The following is a 23276-nucleotide window of genomic DNA, read 5'->3' on the forward strand; positions in this document are numbered from 1 at the left end:
TTAGAGCGAGTTCAGCAGCGTCTGCATTGTTTCACGCGCGACCTGGATCGTGCGCGCCGCCGCCGAATAGGCCTGCTGGAAACGCAGCAGCTCGGCGGCTTCATTGTCGAGATTGACCTCGCTCACCGAATCGCGCGCGGCGGCGGCGGCATCGGCGCGCGTCGTCGCGGCGGCATCCTGCGCGCGCGCCGAAGCCGTCGCCTGCGCCTGCGTCGCGATATGGCCCGACCAGGCCGCCTCGGGATCGTTCGCGCCGCGCATCGCGCCGAGCGCCAGCATATTGCCGTTGCCGCTCGTCGCGTCGGCGGCAGCGACCTGGCTCGCGGTCAGCGGCGTCGCGGTCAGAGTCGCGGCGCTGGTGCCGGTGAAGAGCGGCTGGCCGGCATTACCGTCGGCGTCGATACCCCCCTGATGCACGACATTGAGCTCGCCCGCGAACTGCGTCGCCATCGTGTCGAGCCCGGCGCGCTGATCGGCGATGTGGTTCGCCGCCTCCGCGAAGCCGGCGAGCGAACCCGTGGCGTTGGGAAAGGCCGATCCGCCGATCGTATAGGCGATGCGTCCGTCGGCCGCGGTGGTCATCGCGATCGGCGTCACCACGCCGCCGCCGACGAGCAGGTCGCCGCTGCCGGTCGCGCGCAGCGTCACCGCGCCATGCGCGTCGAAGGTCGCGCTGACTCCCGCCTGCGACGACAATTGATCGAGCAGCCGGTCGCGCTCGTCCATCAGCGCCGCCTGGTTGGTCGATCCGTCGCGCGCCTTGCGCAGGCCGACGTTGATCTGTTCGAGCGCGTCGAGATTGGTATTGAACTGCGACACCTCGGCCGTGCCCGCGGCCGATACGCCGTCGGACAGGCTCGACAGGCGGTTCGCGGCGGTCTGGAAGCCCGCGGCGACATCGCTCGCAGCCTGCAGGAACTGCGCACGCAGCGTCGGGTTCGACGGGTCGGCGGTGAGCTGGTCGGCGGTCGTGTAGAGCGTGGTCAGCGCGGTCTTGATGCCGTTGCTGTCGTCGCTGAGCGCGCTTTCGACGCGATTCATCCAGTCGAGCTTCGCCGCCGCGCGTTCGGAATCGCCCGACGAGATGCGCGCATCGTTGATCAGCCACTGGTCGACCGAGCGCACGACGCCCTTGATGTCGACGCCGCCCGGCGTCGTGCTGCCGCGATAGAGCACCATGTTGGTGCCCGCCGGCACTTCGGCAAGGTCGAGCCGCCGCCGCGCATAGCCCGGAGTCTGCGCGTTGGCGATATTGTCGCCGACGGTCGACAGCGCCTTCGAATAGGCGCGCAGGCCGGTATAGCCGATGCTGAGAAGATCGCTCACTGGAGCCCCCCTCCGCCCGCAGCCATGGCGCGGCCCTTGAGCTGCGCCTCGACCATGTCGGCGATGCCGAACTGGCGGAGCGCGGCCATCGAGTCCGCGGTCTTGGCGTCGGCCATCTCGCGGAAATTGTCGGTCGCGCTCGACCCGAAGATATCGTCGCCGAGCTTCGCCTGGCGCATCGAGCTCATCAGCTGGCGGAGGATCACCGCCTCGAAGGCCTCGGCCGCCTTGCGAAGGCCGCCGTCGCCCCCGCCGCCCGCGGCGGGCGCGGGGGTCGAAGCGTAGGAAGAGGAGATGGGCGTCGTCATATGATCACCAGTTCTGCCGTCAGCGCGCCGGCCTGGCTCAGCGCTTCGAGGATGGCGACGAGGTCGCCGGGGGGAACGCCCATGCGGTTGATCGCATCGACGAGCTCGGAAAGCGATGCGGTGGATTTCACCATCATCATCGGACGATAATCCTGGTCGACGCTGATATCGCTCGACTGCTCGACCGCGGTTTCGCCGCGGCTGAACGGCGCGGGCTGCACGACCGTCGGCGATTCCTTGATCGAGACGGTGAGCTTGCCCTGCGACACCGCCGCGGTGCCGACGCGGACCGCGCCGTTGATGACGACCGTGCCGGTGCGCGCGTTGACGATCACCCGCGCCGGCGGCTCGGACCGGACGACGTCGAGATTCTCGATTCGCGACATCAGCCGCATCCGTTCGTCGTTGCCGCCGTCCGCGCGGATCGCAATGCTGGCGCCGTCGAGCATCACCGCCGAGCCCGGCAGCGCCTGATTGATCGCGTCGGTAACGCGCTTGGCGTTGGTCGCGTCGAACTGGTGGAGGTTGAAGGTCAGCCGGTCGCTGGCGGCAAAACCCGTATCGACCGCGCGCTCGACGGTCGCGCCGCCGGCGATCCGGCCGCTTGACGGCACATTGACCGTCAGCTTCGACCCGTCGGCGGCATCGACGCCGAGGCCGCCGATAACGAGATTGCCCTGCACCATCGCGTAAATCTGCCCATCGGCGCCATAGAGCGGCGCGAGCACCAGCGTGCCGCCGCGCAGGCTCTTCGCCTTGCCGATCGCCGAAACGGTGACGTCGAGGCGCTGACCGGGCTTGGCAAAGGGCGGCAGTTCGGCGGTGATCATCACCGCCGCGGCATTTTTGAGCGCCGGATTGACCCCCGGCGGCAGCGTCAGGCCGAACCGCGACACCGCGCCCTTCATCCCCAGCGTCGAATAGTCGAGGCTGTCGTCGCCTGTCCCCGCGAGGCCGACGACGATACCATAGCCGGTGAGCTGGTTCGCGCGCAGCCCCTGGAACTGGCCCATGTCCTTGATCCGCTCGGCCTGCACCGGCGCGGCGAAAGCGAGGCTCGTCAGGAATAGAGCGATTAGGGCGATGAGGGTCGGACGCTGGGTCACTTTTCTGTCCTCTTTAGAACGGGCTGATGATCGAGAAGAAGCGTTGCAGCCAGCCCTGCTTGCTGGCGCGCGCGATCTCGCCCTTGCCGACGTAGCGGATGTGGGCGTTGGCGACGCGGGTCGACAGGATGCGGTTGTCGGGACCGATGTCGATCGCGCGAACGATACCGGAGATCTGAACGCGTTCATCGCCGCGATTGAGCGTCAGCAATTTCTCGCCCTTCACCAGCATCGTGCCGTTCGGATAGACTTCGGCGATCGTCACGCTGACTTCGCCCGACAGCGCGTTCGACTGCGACGCGTCGCCCTTGCCCTTGAACTGCTGGCTGCCGCCCATCGCGACGTCGCTGGGATTGAACAGCGACAGCGGGCCGGTCGTCGGCGGGGTCAGGCCGATATCGCCGTCGCGCTGCGTCGCCGCGGCATTGCTCTTGGTCGCGGCGGTGCGTTCGACGAGCTGGATCGTGATGATGTCGCCGACCGCCCCCGCACGCCCGCCCGAGGTCAGCGGCACATAGCCGCCCTGGAAGATCGCGCCGTTGGTCGGCGACGCCGGCGGGGGAGCCGGCATCGTCACCGCGAAAGCGTCGGGCGCGACCTTGTCCTTAGCCAAGGCCGGAGCCGGCGCGAGGGCAAGCGCGATCAGCGCCAGCTTAGAGAGTCTGCGAGGCATTTTTCATCATCTCGTCGGTGGCCGAGATCATCTTCGAATTGACCTCATAGGCGCGCTGCGTCTCGATCATGTCGACGAGCTCCTCGACGACATTGACGTTCGACCCCTCAAGCATCCCGCCACGCAGCGAGCCGCGCCCTTCCTCCCCGGCGCCGCCGACCTGCGGCGCGCCCGAGGCGGGGGTTTCGACGAGCAGATTGTTGCCGATCGCCTGGAGGCCCGCCGGGTTGGCGAAGCGCGCGAGCTCGATGCGGCCGAGTTCGGTGAGCGTGCCGTCGGGGCTGCTGGCCGACACGGTGCCGTCGGCGCCGATCGAGATGTTGGTCGCATCCTCGGCGATCTGGATCTGCGGCTGGACCGGCTTGCCGTCCGACGTCACGAGGACGCCTTCGGGCGAGCGGCCGAAATTGCCGGCGCGGGTGTAGCCGATGCGCCCGTCGGGCATCTGGACCTGGAAATAGCCGGCACCGTCGATCGCGACGTCGAGGCCGTTGCCGGTCGTCGCGAAGGTGCCCTGCGTATCGATCCGCGCGGTGCCGCTGAGCGCGACGCCGGTGCCGAGATTGAGCCCGGTCGCATAGCGGTTTTCCGCGGTGGATTGCGCCCCCGGCGGAGTCATCATCTGATAGCTCAGCGTCTCGAAGCTCGCGCGGTCGCGCTTGAAGCCGGTGGTGTTGACGTTGGCGAGGTTGTTCGCGATCACCTGCATCCGGAAGCTCTGGGCATCCAGACCGGTCCGCGCGACGTGAAGGGCTCCGAAGCTCATTTCAAATTCTCCTTATCGGGGCAGCTGCATCAGATTGGCCGTCGCGCTGTCCATGTCGCGCGCGTCGGTGATCATCTTCAACTGCGTGTCCCAGCTGCGGCTCGCCTCGATCATCTCGACGAGCGCCGTGGTGGCAGCGACGTTCGATCCCTCGATCGAGCGGGTGACGAGGCGCGCCTCGGGGTCGTCGGGAAGAATCCCGCCGCCCTTGACGCGGAACAAGCCGTCGATCCCCTTAGCGATCTCCGACCCCACGGGGGTCGCGAGCCGCAGCCGGTCGACCTCCTGCGGGCTCTGCGGATCGCCGCCGGCCGGAACGACCCAGACGCGCCCTTCGGCGTCGATGCTGATCGAATCGGCGGGCGGGATCGTCACCGGGCCCTGGCTGCCCTGGACCGGGCTGCCGTCGCCGGTGGTCAGGAGGCCGCTCGACGACAATTGCAGGTCGCCGCGCCGCGTATAGGCTTCGCTGCCGTCCTTCGCCTGAACGACGAGCAGCGCGTCGCCCTGCACCGCGACGTCGAGGTCGCGGCCGGTTTCGACGACGGTACCCGCCTTCATGTCGGCACCGAGCACCTCTTCCGAGGCGACCGCGCGCGTGTCGAAGCCGCTGCCCTGCAGCCAGAGCGTCTGGGCTTCGGCCATGTCGGCGCGAAAGCCGGGCGTCTGCGCATTGGCGAGGTTGTTCGCGATCGCCGTCTGCCGGGCCATGCTGCCCCGCATCGCGGTGAGACTGGTGTAGATGAGGCGGTCCATCTGGAAACTCCCGGCAGGCGGCTAATCGCGCGTCTTAGGTGCGCATGTTGATGATCGTCTGGGTCAGCGTCGACGCGCCCTCGATCGCCTTGGCATTGGCCTGGAAATTGCGCTGGGCGCCAATCAGCATCACCAATTCCTCGGTGATATCGACGTTCGAGCGTTCGAGCGTGCCCGAGCGGATCGTGCCCATCGGGCCGTTGGTCGCGGCGTCGATCGTCGGGTCGCCGCTTTCGCCGGTCGACTGCCAATGCGCGTCGCCGATCGGGCGCAGCCCCTCCATCGCGGGGAAGGTCGCCATCGCGACCTTGCCGAGCACCTGATCCTCGCCATTCGCGTAGGTCGCGGTGACGAGGCCGTCGAGATCGACCGACACGTTGATCAGCGACGCCGTCGGATCGCCCGGCGCGCCGTCGGGAAGCACGAAGTCCGACATGCCGCCGAGCGTGCGGTCGGTGACGTTGCCGTTGGCATCGACGGGCAGGAGCTGGAGCTTCTGCCCCGTCGAGTCGACGACGGTGCCGTCGGGCAGCGGCGAAAAGGCGCCGTTGCGGGTATAGGTAACCTGGTTGCGCGGCGGCTCGCCCTTGACGACGAACAGCCCCTCGCCGACGATCGCGAGGTCAAGCGTCTTTTCGCTCGTCTCATACGACCCTTGCGTGAACTGCTGACTGATGCCGATCAGGCGCTGGCCCTGGCCCGCGACAGTCTTCGTCGACTGCGTCGGCGACGAAGCGAAGATGTCGCCGAAGCTCGCCTTGCTGCGCTTGAAACCGATCGAATTGGCGTTGGCGATATTGTTCGAGATGACCGACATGTCGGTCTGGGCGCCCTTGAGGCCCGAAAGAGACGTATAAAACGACATGAGATTATCCTTCCTGGGTGGTGATGGGGGTAGCCGCCGGAGTGGCGGCCTTGATGTCCTGGAGCAGCGCGGTCTGCGCAGTGAGCTGCTCCGAAATCTTCTGAAGCGTGCTGTTGGTCTCGCTGACCCCGGCAAGGCTCGAAAATTGCGCCATCTGGGCAACCATCTGCTGGTTATCGACCGGGTTGAACGGATCCTGCTGCGACAGCTGCGCGGTCATCAGACGCAGAAAATCGGTCTGATCGAGTTGCTGACCCTTGAGCGTTGTCGGCGAATAGGAGGAATATTGCGAAGCGATGGAATCGACGGCCATGATTATTGTCCCAACCGCAGCGTTTCGTTGATCAGGCCCTTTGCGGTCTCGAGAACCTGAACATTATTCTGATACTGGCGAGCGGTCTCGACCATCTCGACCAGTTCGGCGGCGCTATCGACCGCGGCCTCCCACACATTGCCGTCCTTGTCGGCGAGCGGGTTCGACGGGTCGTGACGTTTGGTCGGCGCCATCTTGCTCGACGTGACCTGGTCGACCTGGACCGTCGCGCGGCCATGGTCGTCCATCACGGTGCGGAAGACGGGCTTCAGCGAGCGGAACGCTTCCTTCTCGCTGCCCGCGACGGTTCCCGCGTTGGCGAGGTTCGACGCGGTGGTGTTGAGCCGCACGAGCTGCGCCGACATGGCGCGGCCGCTGATGTCGAAGACCGAGAAATTGCTCGCCATCATCATTCTCCCTTGAGCGCGCGCGTCAGCGTGCCGATGCGCCCCTGAAGGAAGGAAAGGCTCGAGCGGTAGGCGAGCGCATTTTCGGCGAAGGCGGTCTGCTCGGTCGCCATTTCGACGGTGTTGCCGTCGAGCGAAGGCTGCACCGGAACGCGGTACGCCATCGCGCCCTCGATCGCGGTGCCGGTCGAGGCCCCCTGCTGCGCAAGGTCGAGCGCCTTGGAAAAATCGAGGTCGCGCGCCTTGTAACCCGGCGTCGCGGCGTTGGCGATGTTCGAGGCGAGCATCATCATGCGCTGGCTGCGCAGCTGAAGCGCCGCCGCATGCACGCCAAAGAGCTTCTCGGATGCCATCTACACGTTCCTTCATCTGTCGCCCGGCCGGCGACGGGGCTTTCGCCGGGGTCCGAACCGGCTTGCGGCCCGGACGCGCGGAAAAACACCAAGGCATGATGCAATGGGCGTGCCAAAATTATTTTATCGATATTTTTCAATTCGATGGAATCATCCGTTCGCCCGAACGGCGGATGGGCGCCGCGGTCTCGTCAAAAGATTGACGGCGGCTGCCACCGCCCCGCGATAATCCGCGTCAAAGCGCGACTGGCACGCATCGTGCAATTCAATCGGGCAAATCGCTGGACCAACCATGGAGTCCGTCATGACCCGCAAGATTGCTTCTTTTCTGACCGCAGCCTTCGCCGCCACTCTGGCCGTCGCCCCATCCGCGGGCGCTGAGCAGGCGACCGAGGATTGGCAGACGATCGACATGCTGACGCAGGCGGTCGCGAATGCGATGGGGCGCACCGCAACCCCGATCGACCGCCGCATCAAGCTCGCGCGCTGCCCCGAACAGGCGTCGGTGGCGGCGGTCGATGCCCAAACGCTCGCGGTCCGTTGCGCTTCACTCGGTTGGCGCCTGCGCGTCGCGATGAGCGGCCCCGCGGGCGCCGCCCCGGTCGCCGCGAGCTATGCCGCGCCCGCATCGGCGCCGGTGATCCGCCGCGGCGACGCGGTTCGCGTTTCGATCGATACCGAGAATTTTTCGGTCAGCTATTCGGCGACCGCCGCCGAGGATGGGCGCGTCGGCGAAACGATCGCGCTGCGCGGCAACGGTCCCAAGGCGATGATCAGCGCTGTCGTCACCGGCCCCGGCCGCGCGCGGATGATGGATTGAGGATAATAGCTCGTGCCCCCGTCATCCCGGCGAAGGCCGGGATCTCGCCGGTGCGTTGTGGCGAGAGAGCGGGATCCCGGCCTTCGCCGGGATGACAGGAAACATACGACAAGCCCCACTGGCCCGGCGAGCGTCGATTTTCCGACGCCGCCGGGTTTCTTTTTTCATTTTTCCGGTAACCAGCCCTTAATGTCTCGACGCGCCGTCCGTTAAACCCCTTGAACCGCTTCCGCCAATGCGCGGACAGCCAAGGAGGCCATCATGTCGGGTGACAGCAAGATCGGGATCGTCGGCGGCGTCGGCCGCATCGTGCCCGTGCGCAAGCTCGCGGCGAGTCTGGCCTCCGCCGCCGCGTCAGGCGCCGCTGCGCCGCGCGCCGCGCCATCCGGCGCGATGCCCGCCGCCGGCCTGATCCGCCTCGCCGGCGAACTCGCGGCCCAGCCGGCCCCCGTCGACACCGCGCGGGTCGCCGCGCTGCGCGGCGCGATCGCCGAAGGCCTTTATGTCGCCGATCCGGCGAAGATCGCCGGGGCGATGACCGATCGTCTCGGCGGAAGCGCCGACTGATGCAGGCGCGGATGGACGATATCCAGGCCAAGCTGAACCTGCTCATCGGCGCGCTCGACGGGCAGGATGCCGGCGCGATCATCGCCGCGACCGAGGAGCTTGCCACTGCGGTGATCCTGTTTCGCGGCGCCGCCATTCCGGCCGGCAGCGAAGGCCGGGCGCAGACGCTGATCACCGCGACGCTCGCGCAGCTCGAAGCCGCCGCGATCCGCGTCAACATCCTCAAGGACTGGACGCGTCAGAGGATTGACATGAACCATGCTATCCGCGGGACGCAGCACCGAGGACTCGCCTTAAACTATTGATAAACCATATGTTCTGGTGATCTTCCGGAAAATGGCACGATGATTGCTTTTGGTTTGCCGAACAAGCGGAACCAAAGCATGAATTCGATCAATTCCTTTGCGACACCGGCGCCCGGCGCCGTCCCCGTTTTGGATGCGGTCCAGAATGCATCGGCACGCACCGGCGTCGACTTCGACTATCTGGTCGATGTCGCACGGGTCGAAAGCCGCTTCGATCCGACCGCGAAAGCGCCGACCTCGTCGGCACGCGGGCTTTACCAATTCACCAAGCAGACCTGGCTCGCAACCTTGCGGCGCCATGGCGCGAGCCACAGGCTCGGCTGGGCGGCCAATGCGATCGGTCAGGATGCGTCGGGGCGTTTCAGCGTCGCCGATCCCGCGCTTCGCAACCAGATCCTCGGCCTGCGCGACGATCCGGTCGCGTCGTCGAACATGGCCGCGGCGCTGACCTCCGACAATCAGGATTATATCGAAAGCCGCATCGGCCGCGCCGCCGAGCCGGTCGACCTCTATCTCGCCCATTTTCTCGGTTCGGCGGGCGCCGCGCGCTTTCTGACCGCCTGGGCCGCCAATCCCGATCAGGCGGGCGCGACGATGATGCCCGACGCGGCCGCGGCCAACCGGTCGGTCTTCTATGCCGCCGACGGCAGCATGCGCAGCCTCGGCGACATCCGCGAACGCTTCCGCGCCAAGCTCGACGAAGGCGGCGGCGCGCCGGGCGCGATACCCGGCGCCGCGCCGCCCGTCCCCGGCTGGCGCATCCAGATGGCGAGCGCAAGCGACGCGAACGGCGGCGGACGGCCGCCACTGCCGATGATGGACATTCAGCCCATGCCCAAGACCCTGTCGATGGATTTCGCCGCGAGCGCCTATCGCCGCCTCGCCTCCCTGTCGGGAGGCAGCGCATGATCGCGGGCCTGAACGCGCGCAGCGTGGCGCGGATCGTCGGGGGCGCGGCGCTGCCCGCGGCGATGCTGATCCTCGTCGCGCTGATGGTGATTCCGGTTTCGCCGATCATCCTCGACATCAGCTTCGTCGCCAACATCATGATCAGCCTGCTGGTGCTGATGGTCGCGTTGCAGGCATCGAAGCCGCTCGATTTTTCGGCCTTTCCGACAGTGTTGCTGCTCGCGACCCTGTTCCGCCTCTCGCTCAATGTCGCCTCGACGCGCGTCGTGCTCGTTCACGGCCACGAGGGCACAGCATCGGCGGGCCATGTCATCGAGGCGTTCGGCCAGGTACTGATCGGCGGCGACTATGTCGTCGGCCTGTTCGTCTTCTTCGTGCTGATGATCATCAACCTGGTCGTCATCACCAAGGGCGCCGGGCGCGTGTCCGAAGTGTCGGCGCGCTTCACCCTCGACGCCTTGCCGGGCAAGCAGATGGCGATCGACGCCGATCTCAACGCCGGGCTGCTCACCCCCGACGAAGCCAAGGCGCGCCGTCAGGAAGTCGCGACCGAGGCCGATTTCTACGGCTCGATGGACGGCGCCTCGAAATTCGTGAAGGGCGACGCGGTCGCGGGCCTGCTGATCCTGTTCGTCAACATCGTCGGCGGGCTGATCCTCGGCATGTTCAGCCACGGCCTGTCCTTCTCCGACGCCGGCAGCACCTATGTCACGCTCGCGATCGGCGACGCGCTCGTCGCACAGATTCCGGCGCTGCTGCTGTCGATCGCCGCCGCCGCGATCGTCACCCGCGTCGCTTCGCCGCACGACCTTTCGGGCCAGATCGGCAGCCAGTTCGCCTCGCCGCACGTCTGGATGGCGGTCGGCGGGGTGCTATTCGTGCTCGGTCTCGTCCCGGCTATGCCGCAAATGCTGATCCTGCCCGCCGCCGCGATCGCCGGCGGCATCGGCTGGCAGCTTCGCAAGCACGCCGCCATCGCCGAGGCCGCGCCGCCGCCCGCGGCGCCCGCGCCCGACCCGCACCATATCGAATGGGCCGACGTCAGCGAGACGAGCCCGTGCCAGCTCGAAATCGGCTATGCGCTCGTCGCGCTGGTCGACGAGCGCAAGGGCGCACCGCTGATGACGCGGATCACCGGCATCCGGCGCCAATTGTCGAAGGAGCTGGGCTTCGTCGTGCCGGCGGTGAAAGTCACCGACGATCTGTCGCTGCCCGGCAACGTCTATCGCATCGCGATCGCCGGGGTGATCGTCGGCGAGGACGAGGTCTTCCCCAATGAAATGCTCGCACTCGATTCGGGCGATCTGGTCACCAAGGTCACTGGGCGGCCGTGCAAGGATCCGACCTTCGGGCTCGACGCGCTCTGGATTCCCAAGAGCGCGCAGAACGACGCGATCGCGGCGGGCTATACCGTCGTCGATCCGGCGACCGTCGTCGCAACCCATCTCAACAACAGCATCGTCGCTTCCGCTACCGACCTGTTCGGTATCGACGACGCGCAGGCGCTGATCGACACGCTGAAGACCCTGTATCCGCAGCTTGCTCAGTCGCTGACGCAGGGCTATCCGCTGCCGCGCGTTGCCGCGCTGTGCAAGGCGATGCTGATCGAGCGCGTGCCGCTGCGCGATTTCCGCAAGATCGCCGAGGCGATGGTATCGCTCGGCAGCCTGCAGCTCGGCGACGCCGACCTGGTCGAGGCGGTGCGCCAGCGCATCGGCGCGCTGATCGTCCAGACGATCGTGCCGAGCCGGATGCCGCTGCCCGTCGTCACTTTCAGTCCCGAAATCGAGGTGCTGCTCAATCAGGCGGTACGCGCCAATCCCGGCGCCGAATGGCCGTTCGAGCATGGCATGGCGATGAAGATCGTCGAACAGATCGGCGAAGCGGTCGAACCCTTGCTGCTGTCGACGCGCAGCTTTGCGCTCGTCGCCTCACCGCTCTGCCGGTCGGCGCTGTCGCGGCTCGTGCGCGCAACCTTCCCCGACGTCGCGGTCATTTCCTACCTCGAGATACCGGCGAACAAGGCGACCGAGATCGTTGCGACGATCGGCGCCGAAATCCCCCGCCTCACCAGCGGCGAAGACGCCCAGATGAAGGACGAGCCCCATGAGAATTGAGCCCGCCGAGCATTTCGCGGCGGCATCCGCCCGCGCGCCGATCCCGCGCGGCTATGGCGAGAGCGCCGAGGCGCTGGTCGAGGAATATGCACCGCTGGTCCGCAAGATCGCCTGGCAGGTCCATTCGCGCGTGTCGCGGACGAGCGACCTCGAGGATCTGATCCAGGCCGGGCTGATCGCGCTGATCGAAGCGAGCCGCAGCTATGAGGAGCGCGGTTTCGCCTTTGCCACTTACGCGACGACGCGCATCCGCGGCGCGATGATCGACCAGCAGCGGCGCGAGGCCGACGTCGGGCGATCGGCAATGGTCGCGGCGCGGCAGTTGCAGGCGACGCGCCGCGCGCTCGAACAACAGCTCATGCGTGCGCCGAGCGCGGCGGAAATGGCCGAAGCGCTCGACATGTCGGCCGAGGAGTATTTCGCGCTGGAGAAGAATGCGACCCATGGCCGCTCGATTTCGATCGAGGATCTGATGGAGGACGGCAGCTTCCTGTTCGCCGACGACCGGATCGGCGCGGGCGAGGCGTGCGAGCAGGAGGATATGCTGGATGCGCTGCGCCAGTGCGTCAGCCGGCTGGCCGAGCGCGAGCAGATGGTGCTGCAACTCTATTTCTTTGAGGAGCTCAACCTGCAGGAGATCGGCCTGACGCTCGACGTCAGCGCCGCGCGCGTCTGTCAGATCAAGCGCGACGCGATGGTGAAGATCGACCGGATGATGCGCGAGATGACCGAATGAGCGCGCCGGACCGGGCTCACGCCGCGCGGCTGTATCCGCCGCGCACCGCCGCGTTCATCTTGTCGAAATAGCTTGCCATCTTCTCGGCCCCCGCTTCGGTGAGCCGGACGATCGTGCGGCGCCGGTCGCGCTCGTCGATCGTTCGCCTGGCGAGCCCCGCACCTTCGATCGCCGCGATCATGCGCAGGCCCGACGACAAGGGCACCCCGGCGCCGGTCGCCAGATCGCTGGCGCTCAGCGTGCGGCCATTGGCGTTCGCCAGCATCAGGTCGAGCATCATGTCCCAGATGGCGCCCGACATCTGTGCGGTGCCGAAATGGCTTTTGCGCATCCGCCGGATCTGGATGCTGAGCGATAGCTGGTCGATGAGCCGCGGCTGCGCTTCTTCAAGGCCGAAGGCCGCATCGGGCCTCGACTGGTCGTCGCCGGCGCTTTTCGCCAGCATGTCGTGAATCTGGTCGATCCGCGACCGGATTTCGGCGATGTCATGATCTGCGAATTGTTGCATGGAGCCCCCCGGCTGCCTTTCATCTTCAGGCCGCGGCTTCCCTTCGCCGATTGGTCGAACCCGATGCGTAGAGGATCAAGAAAAGGATCGGGTAGGAAATATACATTGAAAGCAGCGCATAGGGACGCGCCAATATCTCCGAAAACATCAGCTTCTGAACATGCCCGAAAATCGCGATCAATTGCCATCCGGTAATCCAGTATGGCCAGAAACGATTTGTTTTCAGGGCGATAAACCAAAAACTCGCCAAGGCGACGATGTCGATCGCGAAGATATTATATTCAATATGCGACCAATTCGGTTGGGGTGCCAAGACCGTGGTGCAGACCGAGGCGAGCAGCGCGGTGCAGGCTGCCCAGCGTTCCAGGGGGCCGCCGCGCCACATCGCGACAGCCACCGTGAGCAACAAAACCGCATAATAGCTCGCCACGGTCCACATCCGAATCATTTACCCCTGCGTTACGACGCGCGGGCGAGCGGAAGCGACACGACGTCGGCGCCTTCGGCCAACGCACCCGACGGCGGCTTGACGCCGGCGCCGAACATCCGGGTGCCGAGACCGACCTGCTTCTGCGTTTCGGTGAGTGCGATATGGGCGTCGGTGAGCAACTGACGGACCTCGCCAGCGGCGGCCAGCGCGTGCGCGACTTTCGCTACCGCCTCCTGGCCGACGATCGCCGACATATTGGTGTCGCGGCGCGCAGCGGGAAGCGCGGCAGCGAGCTGGGCAATGCGGATCATGGTTTCGTCGATGGCGTCTTCGGCCTGATGCAGTTCGCTGGCGATCTTTTTCGCCGCGGAAAGTCGTTCGTTCAGCATGTTTCCTGGTCCTTGAAAGCGAATGCCGACGGTTTCCCCCCCGCAGCATTCAGGTCAAAACACGACCCAGACCGACAAGGATCGAATAGAGAGCGGAAAAAGCCAATATGGTCGCAAAGGCGATCAGGATCGGCCAGATGATCCTTTCCATCAATCCGTGCCGGTTGGCCGGCTGGGACGCGGTAGGAAATGGCGAACCGATGTCGAAAAACCGCCGGATCGAACCTTGCCCCGGCTCGGCTTCATCGGCGGAAGCGGCCTCGCCTAGGTCGATCAATTGATATGTCAAAGGCTGATAGGGAGTAACTTGGTCGAATACACCGTGACGCGCGAGGACCGTTGCGGCTTCTATTCTGTTAGAAACATTAAGTTTTTTTAACACGCGCCGGACGCGTTCGTCGACCGTATGCGGCGACACATCCATAATGCGAGCAATTTCCTTGGAATTTTTGTGCTCGAAAACATGCCGCAACGTTTCGATTTGCGCGGCCGAAAGGAGACTGATGTAATTGTCTGGGTCACCCTGCACGCGTGAGGGCATAGAGCATCACGAGTCGAAATCAAGTTACGTACCTAAGCGATTCGCGCTCATGTTACCCGATTCTTTTCGCGACATGGCTCTCCGTCACCTCCACGAAGGCGCCCTGGTGGACAACCTTGTCCGGCACGCGATAGGCTGACGGCGATGACGATCGACAGCGACCACCCGGAGCCGAAGGACGCCGCAACCACAGACCGGCCGGTCCGGCGCCTTGGCATCGCCACCCCCGGCGACGCCGAACTGATCCGCGTTCTACCGATCGAAGCGCCGGTGTCGGTCGAGGTGTGCGGCATCGGCTATGCCGTGATGATGGCGACTCCCACCGATCTTGAGGATTATGCGCTCGGATTTGCGCTGGCCGAGGGGCTGGTCGACACGCCCGCACAGTTGAATCGCGTCGACGCGCACTCGATCGAAGGAGGGTGGGCGCTGCGGCTGTGGCTGGCGCCCGAGCGCGCCGCGCTGGCGTTCGAGCGTGCGCGGCGACGGGTCGGCGAAAGCAGCTGCGGACTTTGCGGGATCGAGAATATCGAGGAGGTGCTGCGCCCGCTGCCCCCCGTCACCGTGCGGCTGGAGGTCGGCCGCGCGGCTATTGCCGCCGCTCTCGCCGCGCTGACCGCGCACCAACCGCTCGGCCGTGCGACCGGCGCCGTTCACGCCGCCGCCTTTTGCGCCCCGACCGGCGACATATTATGCGTGCGTGAAGATGTCGGGCGCCACAATGCGCTCGACAAGCTGATCGGGGCGCTGGCGTGGGCCGGAACCGATCCCGCCACCGGTTTCATCCTGCTGTCGGCGCGCTGCAGTTACGAACTGGTCGAAAAGACGGTGCGCGCGGGCTGCCCGCTGCTCGTCACCATATCGGCGCCGACCAGCCTCGCCGCCGACCGCGCCGCCGCCGCCGGGCTGACGCTGGTCTCGCTGGCGCGAACGGATTCGGCGCTGCTCGTCAGCGGCGCCCTCGATTAGGATCCACCGATCGCGTTCACCGTGAACGCCAAAATCCCCATGTTGAAGACGAACGCCGCCATGCAATGACCAAGCACGACGCGCCGCATATGCGCGCCCGATATGGTGATATCGGACGTCTGGAAGGTCATGCCGAGCGTGAAGCTGAAATAGAGGAAATCCCAATATCCGGGTTCCTTCACCCCCGGCACCTCGATCCCGCCGCGATCGCGGCCGCCCGTCTGCCGGTAATAGAGATGGGCGTAGTGGAGGGTGAAGACGGTGTTCGCAAAGAGCCAGGCGAGGACCAGCGTTGCGACGATCAGCGCGATCTGCGCGTGGTCGAGCGGGCCGGGGCTCGCGATCAACGTGCCCACCGCGAACAGAATCACCAGCGAGAGCAGCACCGAAATGGCGAGCAGCCCGGCGCGGTTCGCGTCATTCTCCTCCGACCGCTGCCGCATCTCGGCCGCGGTCGATCGCAATAACGACGCCTCCGCGGCAAGGAAGACGAGCGCGGCGAGATCGAAACCGATCAGCAGCGCGGCACGCGGACTCTGCCCGAACGCCGCCGCGGCACCGCCCGCGAGGAGCAGCACCGTCGCAAACAGCAGGAAGCGCGTCGGCGCGAGATGCCGGCCGGGAGCGAAGCGCCATGTTCCCATCGATGTCAGGCGGCCGGCGGCGCGGCGACGATCCGCACCGGGATCGACTTGGCGGCGGGGCAGCCGCTGACCCGGTCGAACAGTTCGAGCGGCAGCAACGGGTTGAGTTCGGGATAATAGCCCGCGACCGCGCCGCGCGGCATCGGATAGTCGATCAGCGTCAGCCCCTCGACGCGGCGGTCGATCCCGTCGGCGGCGATCGTTTCGAGCGCGACCTTCGCACCCGCCTCCAGCCCGCGCGCCGCGCGGTCCTCGGCATTGACGAACAGGATCATCCGGTCGTTGTAGACGCCGCGATAGCGGTCGTTGTAGCTATAGATAGTGGTGTTGAACTGGTCGTGCGAGCGCACCGTCGCGAGCCGCAGCATGTCGGGATCGGCGACCGGGGCATTGGCCGCGAGCCCCGGCAGGATCAGGAAATTCGCCTTGCCGTTCGGGGTCAGCCACACCCGCCGCCGCGGCGCGATATCGAGGTGGAACCCCATCGGCGCCTTGATGCGCTCGGCAAAGCCTTCGTAGAGCGCAGGATAGACCTCGGCGATCTTGTCGCGGATCGCGCCATAATCGTCGATGTAGCACGCCCAGTCGACCTTGCTTTCGGGCAGCGCCGCCATCGCCATGCGGCAGACGATCTCGACCTCGGACCTGCAGTCGGCGCTTGCGGGATCGAGGACTCCGCGCGAGGCGGTAACGTTCGACATCGAATCCTCGATCGTCACGAACTGTTCGCCCGCCGCGGTCTCGATCCGCTCCGACCGGGCGATCACCGGCAGGATCAGCGCCTCGCGCCCGTGCACGAGATGCCCGCGGTTGAGCTTGGTCGCGATGCCGACGGTCAGGTCGAGCTTTCGCATCGCGTCATAGGCGCGGTCCGTATCGGGAATCGCGCGCACGAAATTGCCGCCGAGCCCGATGAAGACGCGCGCGGTTCCCTGCTCCATCGCCTCGACCGATTCGACGGTGTGGTGGCCGTGGTCGCGCGGCGGATCGAAGCCGAAGACATCACGAACGCGGTCGAGATAGGCCGCGGTCGGCTTTTCATCGATGCCGACGGTGCGGTCGCCCTGGACGTTCGAATGGCCGCGGATCGGCGAGATGCCGGCGCCCCGCCGGCCGAAATTGCCCTTGAGCAGCAGGATGTTCGCGATCTGCTGGACGAGGCTCGATCCGAGCTGGTGCTGGGTGATCCCCATGCCGTAGCAGATGATCGTCGCCTTCGAGCGCACATAAATGTCGGCGCAGCGGCAGATCTGCTCCTCCGAAATGCCCGACGCCTCGACCATCGCGGCCCAATCCTGGGCCCATATATACGCCTCGAGCGCCGCGAAGCCCTCGGTATGCTCGGCGATGAAGCCGCGGTCGAAGATCGTCTCGCCCGCCGCCTCGCGTTCGAACATCGCGCGCATCATGCCTTTGAGGAAAGCGAGGTCGCCGCCGATGCGGATATGCACGAACTCGCTGGCGATCGGGGTCGAACCGAAGGTCGCCATCTGCACGACGTCCTGCGGCTCAGTGAAGCGGATCAGCGCGCGTTCGGGCATCGGGTTGACCGCGACGATCGGCACACCGCGCTTTCGCGCCTCGACGAGGCTGGTCATCATCCGCGGCGCGTTAGTGCCCGGGTTCTGGCCGATGACGAAGATGGCCTCGGCATGGTCGAAATCGTCGAGCACCACCGTGCCCTTGCCGACCCCGATCGCCGGCGGCAGGCCGCGGCTCGTCGGTTCGTGGCACATGTTCGAGCAGTCGGGAAAATTGTTGGTGCCATATTCGCGCACGAAGATCGAATAGAGGAATGCCGCTTCGTTCGGCGTGCGGCCCGAGGTGTAGAATTCGGCGTGGTGCGGGCTATCAAGGCCGCGAAGATGGCGGCCGATCGTCGCGAACGCCTCATCCCAGCTCACCGGCACATAATGGTCGCTCGCCGCGTCGTAGCGCATTGGCTCGGTCAGCCGTCCCTGCATCTCGAGCCAGTAATCCGACTGCTCCATCAGCTCGGTCACGCTGTGCGCCGCAAAGAAATCGCGCGTGACGCGGAATTTCGTTGCCTCGTGCGCAAGCGCTTTCGCGCCATTCTCGCAAAATTCGAGCTTCTTGGTGCAGACCGCGTCGGGAAAGGCGCAGCTCGGACATTTGAAACCGCCCGGCTGGTTCATCGACAAAAGCGCACGCGATCCCTTGGTGACGACGCTCTGTTCGAGCAGCACCTTCGCCGTCGCCGCCGCCGCGCCCCAGCCGCCGGCGGGGCTGGCATAGGTCTTGTAGCGGGGTTTATCCTCGGCCATCGCGCATTCCGGCAATCGTTTCGACGCGCAAGTAAAGCATAGCCACGCCGATTTATCCATCGGCCATCGGCCGACGAAAAGCGGCCAGCCCCCAGGGGCGAGGGCTGGCCGGATGCAGGCGGGCGCGGGCTAGCGGGTGCCGGGTGAAACCCGCGCCCTCCTGCGGTCAGGGTCGTCCGGGAACGCAATCAAACCCGGACGTCCCCTTGCTAGGCGCCGCCGCCCGTCCGCGGCATGACCGCCAGATGACAATATCGTAATCCGCGGGTCAGCTTGCGGAGCGGGCCGGGCGCTTAAAAGCAACGCATGGCGAACGACACGACCAACGCGCAGCGACCGCGGATCAGGGCATGGGCGGCCGCCCTCGCGCTGCTGCTCGTCCTGCTCGGCGCGGGCGCCTATTATGCCCACGCCGGCTGGTATCGGCGCGGCGTCTTTCACGACCTGCCGTCCGCCACAGCCGATGCCGGTCGTCCCGCGATCGTCATGCTGTCGGGCGACATGGGCGACCGCGTCGGCATGACGCCGAAGGTCGCGGCGCGGCTGCACGCGCACGGCTATGCGGTCGTCACCGTCAACAGCCTCGCCTATTTCTCGCCGCGCCGCACCGCGGCCGAAGCGGCGGCGCTGGTCGCGGAGGCGATGCGCCGCGCGATGGCGCTCGGCAAGACCGACCGGGTCGTGCTGATCGGCCAGTCGTTCGGTGCCGACATGCTCCACGCCGGGCTCGCCGAATTTTCGCCCGCCGCGCGGCGCCCGATCCGCGCGGCCATCCTCGTCGTCCCCGGTCACGACATCGTCTTCCGCGCCTCGCCGGTCGAGCTGGCGGGATGGGAAATCCCCGACGCACTCGCCTGGCCCACGGCATCGCGGCTGACCTGGGCGCCGGTCACCTGCATCCGCGGCGCCGAGGAGCGCGGCAGCCTGTGTCCCGAACTGGCGATGCCGAACGTCCACCGGGTCGTACTGCCCGGCGGCCATCGGCTTCACGGCGACGACGCCGCGCTCGCCGGAGCGATCCTGCGCGCGATCGGAGACGCCCGATGATGAGGAGTTCGCGATGAAGACGATGGCAATGGCGCTTCTGCTGGCGGTATCGGCGGGGCTGGCGCAACCGCAGCCGGTCCTTTCGCCGATCGGCGTCTGGCAGAATCCGAAGGGTACGGTCCGCGTCCGCACCCGGCCGTGCGGCGAACTGCTCTGCGGCAATATCGTCTGGGCGAGCCCGCAGGCGATGGCCGACGCGCGCGATGCCGGAGTGAATTCGCTGATCGGCACCGAATTGCTCGTCGGCTATCGCCGCACCGGCAGCGCGCGCTGGACCGGGCAGGTCTATGTTCCCGACCAGGGGCGTCGCTTCTATTCGACGATCGAGCAGAAGGGGCCGAACGGCCTCCGCATCTCGGGCTGCATCCTCGGCGGGCTGCTCTGCAAGCGGCAGGACTGGACCCGGCAATGACGCCGAAGGAGGATTGGGCGCGAATCGGCGCGCGCGCCATGGCATGGAGCCGCGCGAACAAGCGGCTGCTGTCGATCCTCGCCGCGCTCGCCGTCGCGATGCTTGGCCTTTCGGCACTGTTCGGCCTGCTCCATTCGGTGCGCCCGCGCGCGATCCGTCACGCCTTCGACGCACTATCGACGGCGCAGATTCTCGGCGCGCTCATGCTCACCGCCGCAAGCTATCTGCTCCTCACCCTCTATGACTGTTTCGCGCTCCGCGTGCTCGGCAAGCGGCTGCCGTGGCGCACCGCCGCGCTCGCTTCCTTCACCAGCTATGCGCTCAGCCACAATCTGGGGCTCGCGCTGCTCACCGGCGGCTCGGCGCGCTACCGCGTCTATCGCGCCGCAGGACTCGGCGGCGGCGAGATCGGCAGCGTCATCGCGCTCGCGAGCCTCGCCTTCTGGAGCGGGGTGATCCTGCTCGCGGGGCTCGCCGCCGCGACGAGCACGCACATATCGCCGATCCTGCATTGGGGCCTGTCGCTGTCTTCGCTTCACGTCGCGGGGATGGTCATTGTCGCGCTCTGCTGCATCCCGCCGCTGCTGCGCGCGTTCGGCATCGAAGCGATCGAGGTCGGCGGCTGGCGCACGCCGATTCCCGGCCCGGCAACGAGCGCGGCGATGACCCTCGTCGCCGCGCTCGACCTCGCCGCCGCGAGCGCCGCGCTTTACATCCTCCTCCCCGCCCCCGACCCGTCGGCGTGGCCGCTCTTCTTCCTCGGCTATGCGCTCGCGATCGTCGCGGCGCTCGTCAGCCACGTCCCCGGCGGGCTCGGGGTGTTCGAGGCGGTGGTGATCGCCACCGTCCCCGGCGACAAGGCAGAGCTGCTCGCGGCGCTGCTCGCCTATCGCGTTCTCTATTATCTTCTCCCGCTGCTGCTCGCCGCGCTGCTCCTCGCGTGGCACGAAAGCCGCGCGTGGCACGCGCCGGCAAGGGAACTCGCCGCCGCCGGTCAGTCGCTGCTGCGCGAACTGGCGCCGCCGCTGCTCGCCGCGCTCGTCTTCGCCGGCGGGCTGATCCTGCTCCTGTCGGGGTCGACCCCCGGCGATGCGGCGCGGATGCACGCCCTCAAGCATCTCGTGCCCCTGCCCTTCGTCGAGGCTTCGCATTTCGCCGCCAGCCTGTCGGGCACCCTGCTCCTCTTTCTCGCGCCGGGGCTGCTCCGCCGGCTCGACGGCGCTTTTGTGGCGACACGCGTGCTGCTGGTCGCAGCGATTCTTTTTTCGCTCGCCAAAGGGTTCGATTACGAGGAGGCGCTGATCCTCTCCGGCATCGCGACGGCGCTGCAATGGAGCCGTCCGGCCTTCTATCGCCAGACGTCGCTGATCGACGCGCCGCTCTCCACCGGCTGGATCGCAGCGGCGCTGACCGCGATTCTCGCGTCTGTTTTCGCGGGTTTTTTCGCCTACAAGCATGTCGCCTACGACAGCAGCCTGTGGTGGCAGTTCAGCCTGCGGGGCGACGCGCCGCGCTTCCTGCGCGCGCTATTCGGCATCGCGGTGCTGCTTGCGGGACTCGCGCTGTGGCGGCTGTTCGCGCCGTCGCCGCGCGCGGCGCGAACAGCCGCGGTCGGCTTCGACCAGCTCGCGCCCGCGCTCGCGCTCGCCGATCACACCGACGCCTTCCTTGCTTTCACCGGCGACAAGCGCTTCCTGCTCGCCGACGAAAGCGACGCCTTCCTGATGTACCGGGTGGAAGGCGCGAACTGGATCGTGATGGGCGATCCGGTCGGCAACGAGGCGCGCTGGTCCGACCTGCTGTGGAAATTGCGCGAAAGCGCCGACGCCGCGCAGGGGCGTTTGCTCCTCTACCAGATCGGCGCGCGCACGCTGCCGCACGCGATCGACCTTGGCCTCGCCATCGTCAAATATGGCGAGGAAGCACAGGTCGATCTCGCCGATTTCACCCTCGCCGGTCCGCACGCCAAGACGCTGCGCCACGCCGAGCGCCGCGCGGTCCAGGACGGTGCCAGCTTCGCAGTCCTTTCCCCTGCCGAGGTGCCGGGCCATATCGCCGAACTCAAAGCCGTGTCCGACGACTGGCTGCGTGCGAAAGGACAGCGCGAAAAGGCGTTCAGCCTTGGCAGCTTCGACCCCGCCTATATGGCGCATTTCCCCTGCGCGGTGGTGCGGATCGGGGGGCGGGTTGTCGCCTTTGCCAACATTCTCGCCACAGCCAATCGCGAGGAGATGTCGGTCGACCTGATGCGCCACGTCGCGAACCTGCCTTATGGCGTGATGGATTATCTATTCATCCGGCTGATGGAATATGCGCGCGCAGAGGGCTATCGCTGCTTCACGCTCGGTATCGCGCCGCTGGCGGGGATCGATGGACGCAAACTCGCCCCGGCGTGGGCGCGCGGCGCGGCCTTTCTGTTCCGGCACGGCGAGATGCTCTACGGCTTCGGGGGCCTCAGAAGCTACAAGGCGAAATTCGCGACCCGCTGGGAACCGCGCTATGTCGCCGGCCCGCGCGGCATGGCCTTCGCGCGGAGCATGGCAGCGGTCCACCGCATCGTCAGCCGCCCGCCAGCGGGAAAGAAAGCCGCCCCGTCGTCGCTGGTGCTGGCCTAGGCGGTGCAGGCTGTGTCCCCGCACCCCCCGACGCCACGACCGATGCCCCCCGCCGGCGCCCTGCTGCTGACGCTCGCGGCGGTAATCGCCCTCGCCATTCATCTGGTCGCCCCGCCGCACCGGCAGCGAAGCGACCAGCTTCCCGGCCTGACCTATGAGGCCAAGCGCCAGGCGCCCCGCGCGCCGCTCGCGCTGGTCGTCACCAGCGTCCAGGACAATGGGCCGGCGGCGAAAGCCGATATCGCCGCGGGCGATGTGATCGACGGCATCGACGGCCGGCCGATCGCCTCGCTTTCGTCGGTCGGACGCGCAGTACGAAGCGATGCGCGCAACGGCCCGTTGCTTCATATTCGCCATAAGGGCGAGAGCCGCTATAAGCATCTGCCCGGCCGCGCCCCATCCGTTCGCCCCAAGGAACCGCATGTCGCAAAAGATTCTCGTCGTCGAAGATGACCCGACCACCGCGGATTTCATCGTCAAGAGCCTGACCGGCGAAGGCTTTGTCGTCGATCACGCCGCCGACGGGCGCGACGGACTGTTCCACGCAACCGATGGCAGTTACGACGCGATCGTTCTCGACCGGATGCTGCCGGGGATGGACGGGATGGCGGTGCTCGCGGCGCTGCGCGCGGCGAAGGTCGCGACCCCGGTGCTCATCCTCTCGAACCTCGGCGCGGTCGACGCGCGGGTCGAGGGGCTGACCTCGGGCGCCAACGATTATCTGGTCAAGCCCTTCGCTTTCTCCGAACTGCTCGCGCGGCTGAAGCTGCTGATCGCGCGGCCCTCGGGCGGCACGCAGGTCGAGACGATCCTGTCCTGCGAGGATCTGGAGATGAACCTGCTGAGCCGCCGCGTCACACGCGCGGGGCGCCGCATCGAGTTGCAACCGCGCGAGTTTCGGCTGCTGGAATATCTGCTGCGCCACAAGGAACAGGTCGTCACGCGCACGATGATGCTGGAGGGGGTGTGGGAATATCATTTCGACCCCGGCACCAATGTCGTCGACGTCCATGTCAGCCGCCTGCGCCGCAAGGTCGACGACGGCTTCGCGCGGCCGCTCGTTCACACGATCCGCGGCGCGGGCTATATGCTCGGCGCCGCGGACTGAG

General features: G+C 66.7%; 28 protein-coding genes. 12 read left to right on the forward strand and 16 right to left on the reverse strand.

Annotated features, from left to right (window positions below; genetic code table 11):
• Genes flgK through flgB form a run of 10 tightly spaced genes read right to left on the reverse strand, consistent with a single transcriptional unit; the run spans nt 1 to nt 6873 of the window.
• Nucleotides 1–1326 (reverse strand): flagellar hook-associated protein FlgK, encoded by a 1326-nt coding sequence (flgK, locus tag ACVENA_RS18220; RefSeq protein WP_449326532.1) that lies wholly within the window; start codon nt 1324–1326, stop codon nt 1–3.
• The gene (locus ACVENA_RS18225) at nt 1323–1634 is read right to left on the reverse strand and encodes a rod-binding protein (RefSeq protein ID WP_257545808.1); all 312 of its coding nucleotides are present in this window, start codon (nt 1632–1634) and stop codon (nt 1323–1325) included. The genes flgK and ACVENA_RS18225 overlap by 4 nt, the downstream gene beginning before the upstream one ends.
• Entirely contained in the window at nt 1631–2740 is a 1110-nt protein-coding gene (locus tag ACVENA_RS18230; RefSeq protein ID WP_449326533.1) for a flagellar basal body P-ring protein FlgI, read from the reverse strand. Before ACVENA_RS18230 ends, ACVENA_RS18225 begins: the two co-directional genes overlap by 4 nt.
• A 13-nt stretch (nt 2741–2753) precedes the next feature.
• Complete coding sequence (locus ACVENA_RS18235) at nt 2754–3413, reverse strand: flagellar basal body L-ring protein FlgH (protein WP_449326534.1); 660 nt, start codon at nt 3411–3413, stop codon at nt 2754–2756.
• Nucleotides 3394–4179: a flagellar basal-body rod protein FlgG gene (gene flgG / locus ACVENA_RS18240; protein ID WP_257545813.1), complete on the reverse strand. Its 786-nt coding sequence runs from the start codon at nt 4177–4179 to the stop codon at nt 3394–3396. Before flgG ends, ACVENA_RS18235 begins: the two co-directional genes overlap by 20 nt.
• A 12-nt stretch (nt 4180–4191) precedes the next feature.
• Nucleotides 4192–4935, reverse strand: a complete 744-nt coding sequence (locus tag ACVENA_RS18245; protein WP_449326535.1) for a flagellar basal body rod protein FlgF — start codon at nt 4933–4935, stop codon at nt 4192–4194.
• A gap of 34 nt (nt 4936–4969) precedes the next feature.
• The gene (locus ACVENA_RS18250; protein ID WP_257545817.1) at nt 4970–5800 is read right to left on the reverse strand and encodes a flagellar hook-basal body complex protein; all 831 of its coding nucleotides are present in this window, start codon (nt 5798–5800) and stop codon (nt 4970–4972) included.
• Between the two features lie 4 nt (nt 5801–5804).
• On the reverse strand, nt 5805–6113 hold the full coding sequence (locus tag ACVENA_RS18255) for a flagellar hook assembly protein FlgD (RefSeq protein WP_257545819.1): 309 nt from the start codon (nt 6111–6113) through the stop codon (nt 5805–5807).
• A 2-nt stretch (nt 6114–6115) separates the two neighbouring features.
• Nucleotides 6116–6520: a flagellar basal body rod protein FlgC gene (flgC, locus tag ACVENA_RS18260; protein ID WP_449328964.1), complete on the reverse strand. Its 405-nt coding sequence runs from the start codon at nt 6518–6520 to the stop codon at nt 6116–6118.
• 2 nt (nt 6521–6522) lie between these two features.
• Nucleotides 6523–6873, reverse strand: coding sequence for a flagellar basal body rod protein FlgB (gene flgB / locus ACVENA_RS18265; protein WP_297664238.1), 351 nt, complete (start codon nt 6871–6873; stop codon nt 6523–6525).
• Between the two features lie 304 nt (nt 6874–7177).
• Between flgB and ACVENA_RS18270 the strand changes: the two genes are divergently transcribed.
• From ACVENA_RS18270 to ACVENA_RS18295, 6 genes are all read left to right on the forward strand, one after another.
• Nucleotides 7178–7693, forward strand: a complete 516-nt coding sequence (locus ACVENA_RS18270; protein WP_449326536.1) for a flagella basal body P-ring formation protein FlgA — start codon at nt 7178–7180, stop codon at nt 7691–7693.
• Between the two features lie 261 nt (nt 7694–7954).
• A complete protein-coding gene (locus ACVENA_RS18275) occupies nt 7955–8260 on the forward strand; it encodes a flagellar biosynthesis anti-sigma factor FlgM (RefSeq protein WP_449326537.1) in 306 nt (101 codons plus the stop codon).
• A gap of 11 nt (nt 8261–8271) precedes the next feature.
• Nucleotides 8272–8565 carry a hypothetical protein gene (locus tag ACVENA_RS18280; RefSeq protein WP_449326538.1) on the forward strand — a complete coding sequence of 98 codons (294 nt, stop codon included), beginning with the start codon at nt 8272–8274 and terminating at the stop codon, nt 8563–8565.
• 78 nt (nt 8566–8643) lie between these two features.
• A complete protein-coding gene (locus ACVENA_RS18285; RefSeq protein ID WP_449326539.1) occupies nt 8644–9474 on the forward strand; it encodes a transglycosylase SLT domain-containing protein in 831 nt (276 codons plus the stop codon).
• On the forward strand, nt 9471–11591 hold the full coding sequence (gene flhA / locus ACVENA_RS18290; RefSeq protein WP_449326540.1) for a flagellar biosynthesis protein FlhA: 2121 nt from the start codon (nt 9471–9473) through the stop codon (nt 11589–11591). Before ACVENA_RS18285 ends, flhA begins: the two co-directional genes overlap by 4 nt.
• Nucleotides 11581–12327 (forward strand): sigma-70 family RNA polymerase sigma factor, encoded by a 747-nt coding sequence (locus ACVENA_RS18295; protein ID WP_449326541.1) that lies wholly within the window; start codon nt 11581–11583, stop codon nt 12325–12327. Before flhA ends, ACVENA_RS18295 begins: the two co-directional genes overlap by 11 nt.
• A gap of 16 nt (nt 12328–12343) precedes the next feature.
• On the opposite strand, the gene ACVENA_RS18300 is transcribed toward ACVENA_RS18295, so the two are convergent.
• Genes ACVENA_RS18300 through ACVENA_RS18315 form a run of 4 tightly spaced genes read right to left on the reverse strand, consistent with a single transcriptional unit; the run spans nt 12344 to nt 14183 of the window.
• On the reverse strand, nt 12344–12835 hold the full coding sequence (locus ACVENA_RS18300; RefSeq protein WP_449326542.1) for a MarR family winged helix-turn-helix transcriptional regulator: 492 nt from the start codon (nt 12833–12835) through the stop codon (nt 12344–12346).
• A gap of 25 nt (nt 12836–12860) precedes the next feature.
• On the reverse strand, nt 12861–13274 hold the full coding sequence (locus ACVENA_RS18305) for a hypothetical protein (RefSeq protein ID WP_257551514.1): 414 nt from the start codon (nt 13272–13274) through the stop codon (nt 12861–12863).
• A gap of 20 nt (nt 13275–13294) precedes the next feature.
• The gene (locus tag ACVENA_RS18310; RefSeq protein WP_449326543.1) at nt 13295–13654 is read right to left on the reverse strand and encodes a hypothetical protein; all 360 of its coding nucleotides are present in this window, start codon (nt 13652–13654) and stop codon (nt 13295–13297) included.
• A 49-nt stretch (nt 13655–13703) separates the two neighbouring features.
• Nucleotides 13704–14183, reverse strand: a complete 480-nt coding sequence (locus ACVENA_RS18315) for a response regulator transcription factor (protein WP_257545843.1) — start codon at nt 14181–14183, stop codon at nt 13704–13706.
• A 156-nt stretch (nt 14184–14339) separates the two neighbouring features.
• Here ACVENA_RS18315 and fdhD point away from each other — a divergent pair, with 156 nt between their 5' ends.
• On the forward strand, nt 14340–15164 hold the full coding sequence (fdhD, locus tag ACVENA_RS18320; RefSeq protein WP_449326544.1) for a formate dehydrogenase accessory sulfurtransferase FdhD: 825 nt from the start codon (nt 14340–14342) through the stop codon (nt 15162–15164).
• Here fdhD and ACVENA_RS18325 read toward each other — a convergent pair.
• Both ACVENA_RS18325 and ACVENA_RS18330 read right to left on the reverse strand, forming a co-directional pair.
• Nucleotides 15161–15808: a DUF1345 domain-containing protein gene (locus ACVENA_RS18325; protein WP_449326545.1), complete on the reverse strand. Its 648-nt coding sequence runs from the start codon at nt 15806–15808 to the stop codon at nt 15161–15163. The two genes, fdhD and ACVENA_RS18325, sit on opposite strands and share 4 nt — an antisense overlap.
• A gap of 5 nt (nt 15809–15813) precedes the next feature.
• Nucleotides 15814–18093 (reverse strand): FdhF/YdeP family oxidoreductase, encoded by a 2280-nt coding sequence (locus tag ACVENA_RS18330; RefSeq protein ID WP_449326546.1) that lies wholly within the window; start codon nt 18091–18093, stop codon nt 15814–15816.
• Between the two features lie 306 nt (nt 18094–18399).
• Here ACVENA_RS18330 and ACVENA_RS18335 point away from each other — a divergent pair, with 306 nt between their 5' ends.
• From ACVENA_RS18335 to ACVENA_RS18355, 5 genes are read left to right on the forward strand one after another with little or no spacing between them, the layout of a single operon-like run.
• Nucleotides 18400–19140 carry an AcvB/VirJ family lysyl-phosphatidylglycerol hydrolase gene (locus ACVENA_RS18335; protein ID WP_449326547.1) on the forward strand — a complete coding sequence of 247 codons (741 nt, stop codon included), beginning with the start codon at nt 18400–18402 and terminating at the stop codon, nt 19138–19140.
• 13 nt (nt 19141–19153) lie between these two features.
• Nucleotides 19154–19552, forward strand: coding sequence for a DUF2147 domain-containing protein (locus tag ACVENA_RS18340; RefSeq protein ID WP_449326548.1), 399 nt, complete (start codon nt 19154–19156; stop codon nt 19550–19552).
• A 38-nt stretch (nt 19553–19590) separates the two neighbouring features.
• Nucleotides 19591–22167 (forward strand): bifunctional lysylphosphatidylglycerol flippase/synthetase MprF, encoded by a 2577-nt coding sequence (gene mprF / locus ACVENA_RS18345; RefSeq protein ID WP_449326549.1) that lies wholly within the window; start codon nt 19591–19593, stop codon nt 22165–22167.
• A 42-nt stretch (nt 22168–22209) separates the two neighbouring features.
• Nucleotides 22210–22620, forward strand: coding sequence for a PDZ domain-containing protein (locus tag ACVENA_RS18350; RefSeq protein WP_449326550.1), 411 nt, complete (start codon nt 22210–22212; stop codon nt 22618–22620).
• A complete protein-coding gene (locus ACVENA_RS18355; protein WP_257545860.1) occupies nt 22589–23275 on the forward strand; it encodes a winged helix-turn-helix domain-containing protein in 687 nt (228 codons plus the stop codon). The genes ACVENA_RS18350 and ACVENA_RS18355 overlap by 32 nt, the downstream gene beginning before the upstream one ends.
• Nucleotide 23276: the final 1 nt, after the last annotated feature.

Source organism: Sphingopyxis sp. 550A, assembly GCF_053569535.1.

Bases quoted from the DNA above. Each gene is read 5' to 3' on its own strand.
- ACVENA_RS18350 (WP_449326550.1), top strand. From the start codon at position 22,210: ATGCCCCCCGCCGGCGCCCTGCTGCTGACGCTCGCGGCGGTAATCGCC.
- ACVENA_RS18245 (WP_449326535.1), bottom strand. From the start codon at position 4,935: ATGGACCGCCTCATCTACACCAGTCTCACCGCGATGCGGGGCAGCATG.
- ACVENA_RS18310 (WP_449326543.1), bottom strand. From the start codon at position 13,654: ATGCTGAACGAACGACTTTCCGCGGCGAAAAAGATCGCCAGCGAACTG.
- ACVENA_RS18275 (WP_449326537.1), top strand. From the start codon at position 7,955: ATGTCGGGTGACAGCAAGATCGGGATCGTCGGCGGCGTCGGCCGCATC.
- ACVENA_RS18225 (WP_257545808.1), bottom strand. From the start codon at position 1,634: ATGACGACGCCCATCTCCTCTTCCTACGCTTCGACCCCCGCGCCCGCC.
- ACVENA_RS18270 (WP_449326536.1), top strand. From the start codon at position 7,178: ATGACCCGCAAGATTGCTTCTTTTCTGACCGCAGCCTTCGCCGCCACT.
- ACVENA_RS18355 (WP_257545860.1), top strand. From the start codon at position 22,589: ATGTCGCAAAAGATTCTCGTCGTCGAAGATGACCCGACCACCGCGGAT.
- ACVENA_RS18305 (WP_257551514.1), bottom strand. From the start codon at position 13,274: ATGTGGACCGTGGCGAGCTATTATGCGGTTTTGTTGCTCACGGTGGCT.
- fdhD (WP_449326544.1), top strand. From the start codon at position 14,340: ATGACGATCGACAGCGACCACCCGGAGCCGAAGGACGCCGCAACCACA.
- flhA (WP_449326540.1), top strand. From the start codon at position 9,471: ATGATCGCGGGCCTGAACGCGCGCAGCGTGGCGCGGATCGTCGGGGGC.
- ACVENA_RS18325 (WP_449326545.1), bottom strand. From the start codon at position 15,808: ATGGGAACATGGCGCTTCGCTCCCGGCCGGCATCTCGCGCCGACGCGC.
- flgB (WP_297664238.1), bottom strand. From the start codon at position 6,873: ATGGCATCCGAGAAGCTCTTTGGCGTGCATGCGGCGGCGCTTCAGCTG.
- mprF (WP_449326549.1), top strand. From the start codon at position 19,591: ATGGCATGGAGCCGCGCGAACAAGCGGCTGCTGTCGATCCTCGCCGCG.
- ACVENA_RS18330 (WP_449326546.1), bottom strand. From the start codon at position 18,093: ATGGCCGAGGATAAACCCCGCTACAAGACCTATGCCAGCCCCGCCGGC.
- ACVENA_RS18340 (WP_449326548.1), top strand. From the start codon at position 19,154: ATGAAGACGATGGCAATGGCGCTTCTGCTGGCGGTATCGGCGGGGCTG.
- ACVENA_RS18300 (WP_449326542.1), bottom strand. From the start codon at position 12,835: ATGCAACAATTCGCAGATCATGACATCGCCGAAATCCGGTCGCGGATC.
- flgG (WP_257545813.1), bottom strand. From the start codon at position 4,179: ATGAGCTTCGGAGCCCTTCACGTCGCGCGGACCGGTCTGGATGCCCAG.
- ACVENA_RS18285 (WP_449326539.1), top strand. From the start codon at position 8,644: ATGAATTCGATCAATTCCTTTGCGACACCGGCGCCCGGCGCCGTCCCC.
- ACVENA_RS18295 (WP_449326541.1), top strand. From the start codon at position 11,581: ATGAGAATTGAGCCCGCCGAGCATTTCGCGGCGGCATCCGCCCGCGCG.
- ACVENA_RS18280 (WP_449326538.1), top strand. From the start codon at position 8,272: ATGGACGATATCCAGGCCAAGCTGAACCTGCTCATCGGCGCGCTCGAC.
- ACVENA_RS18335 (WP_449326547.1), top strand. From the start codon at position 18,400: ATGGCGAACGACACGACCAACGCGCAGCGACCGCGGATCAGGGCATGG.
- ACVENA_RS18250 (WP_257545817.1), bottom strand. From the start codon at position 5,800: ATGTCGTTTTATACGTCTCTTTCGGGCCTCAAGGGCGCCCAGACCGAC.
- ACVENA_RS18255 (WP_257545819.1), bottom strand. From the start codon at position 6,113: ATGGCCGTCGATTCCATCGCTTCGCAATATTCCTCCTATTCGCCGACA.
- flgC (WP_449328964.1), bottom strand. From the start codon at position 6,520: ATGGCGAGCAATTTCTCGGTCTTCGACATCAGCGGCCGCGCCATGTCG.
- ACVENA_RS18235 (WP_449326534.1), bottom strand. From the start codon at position 3,413: ATGCCTCGCAGACTCTCTAAGCTGGCGCTGATCGCGCTTGCCCTCGCG.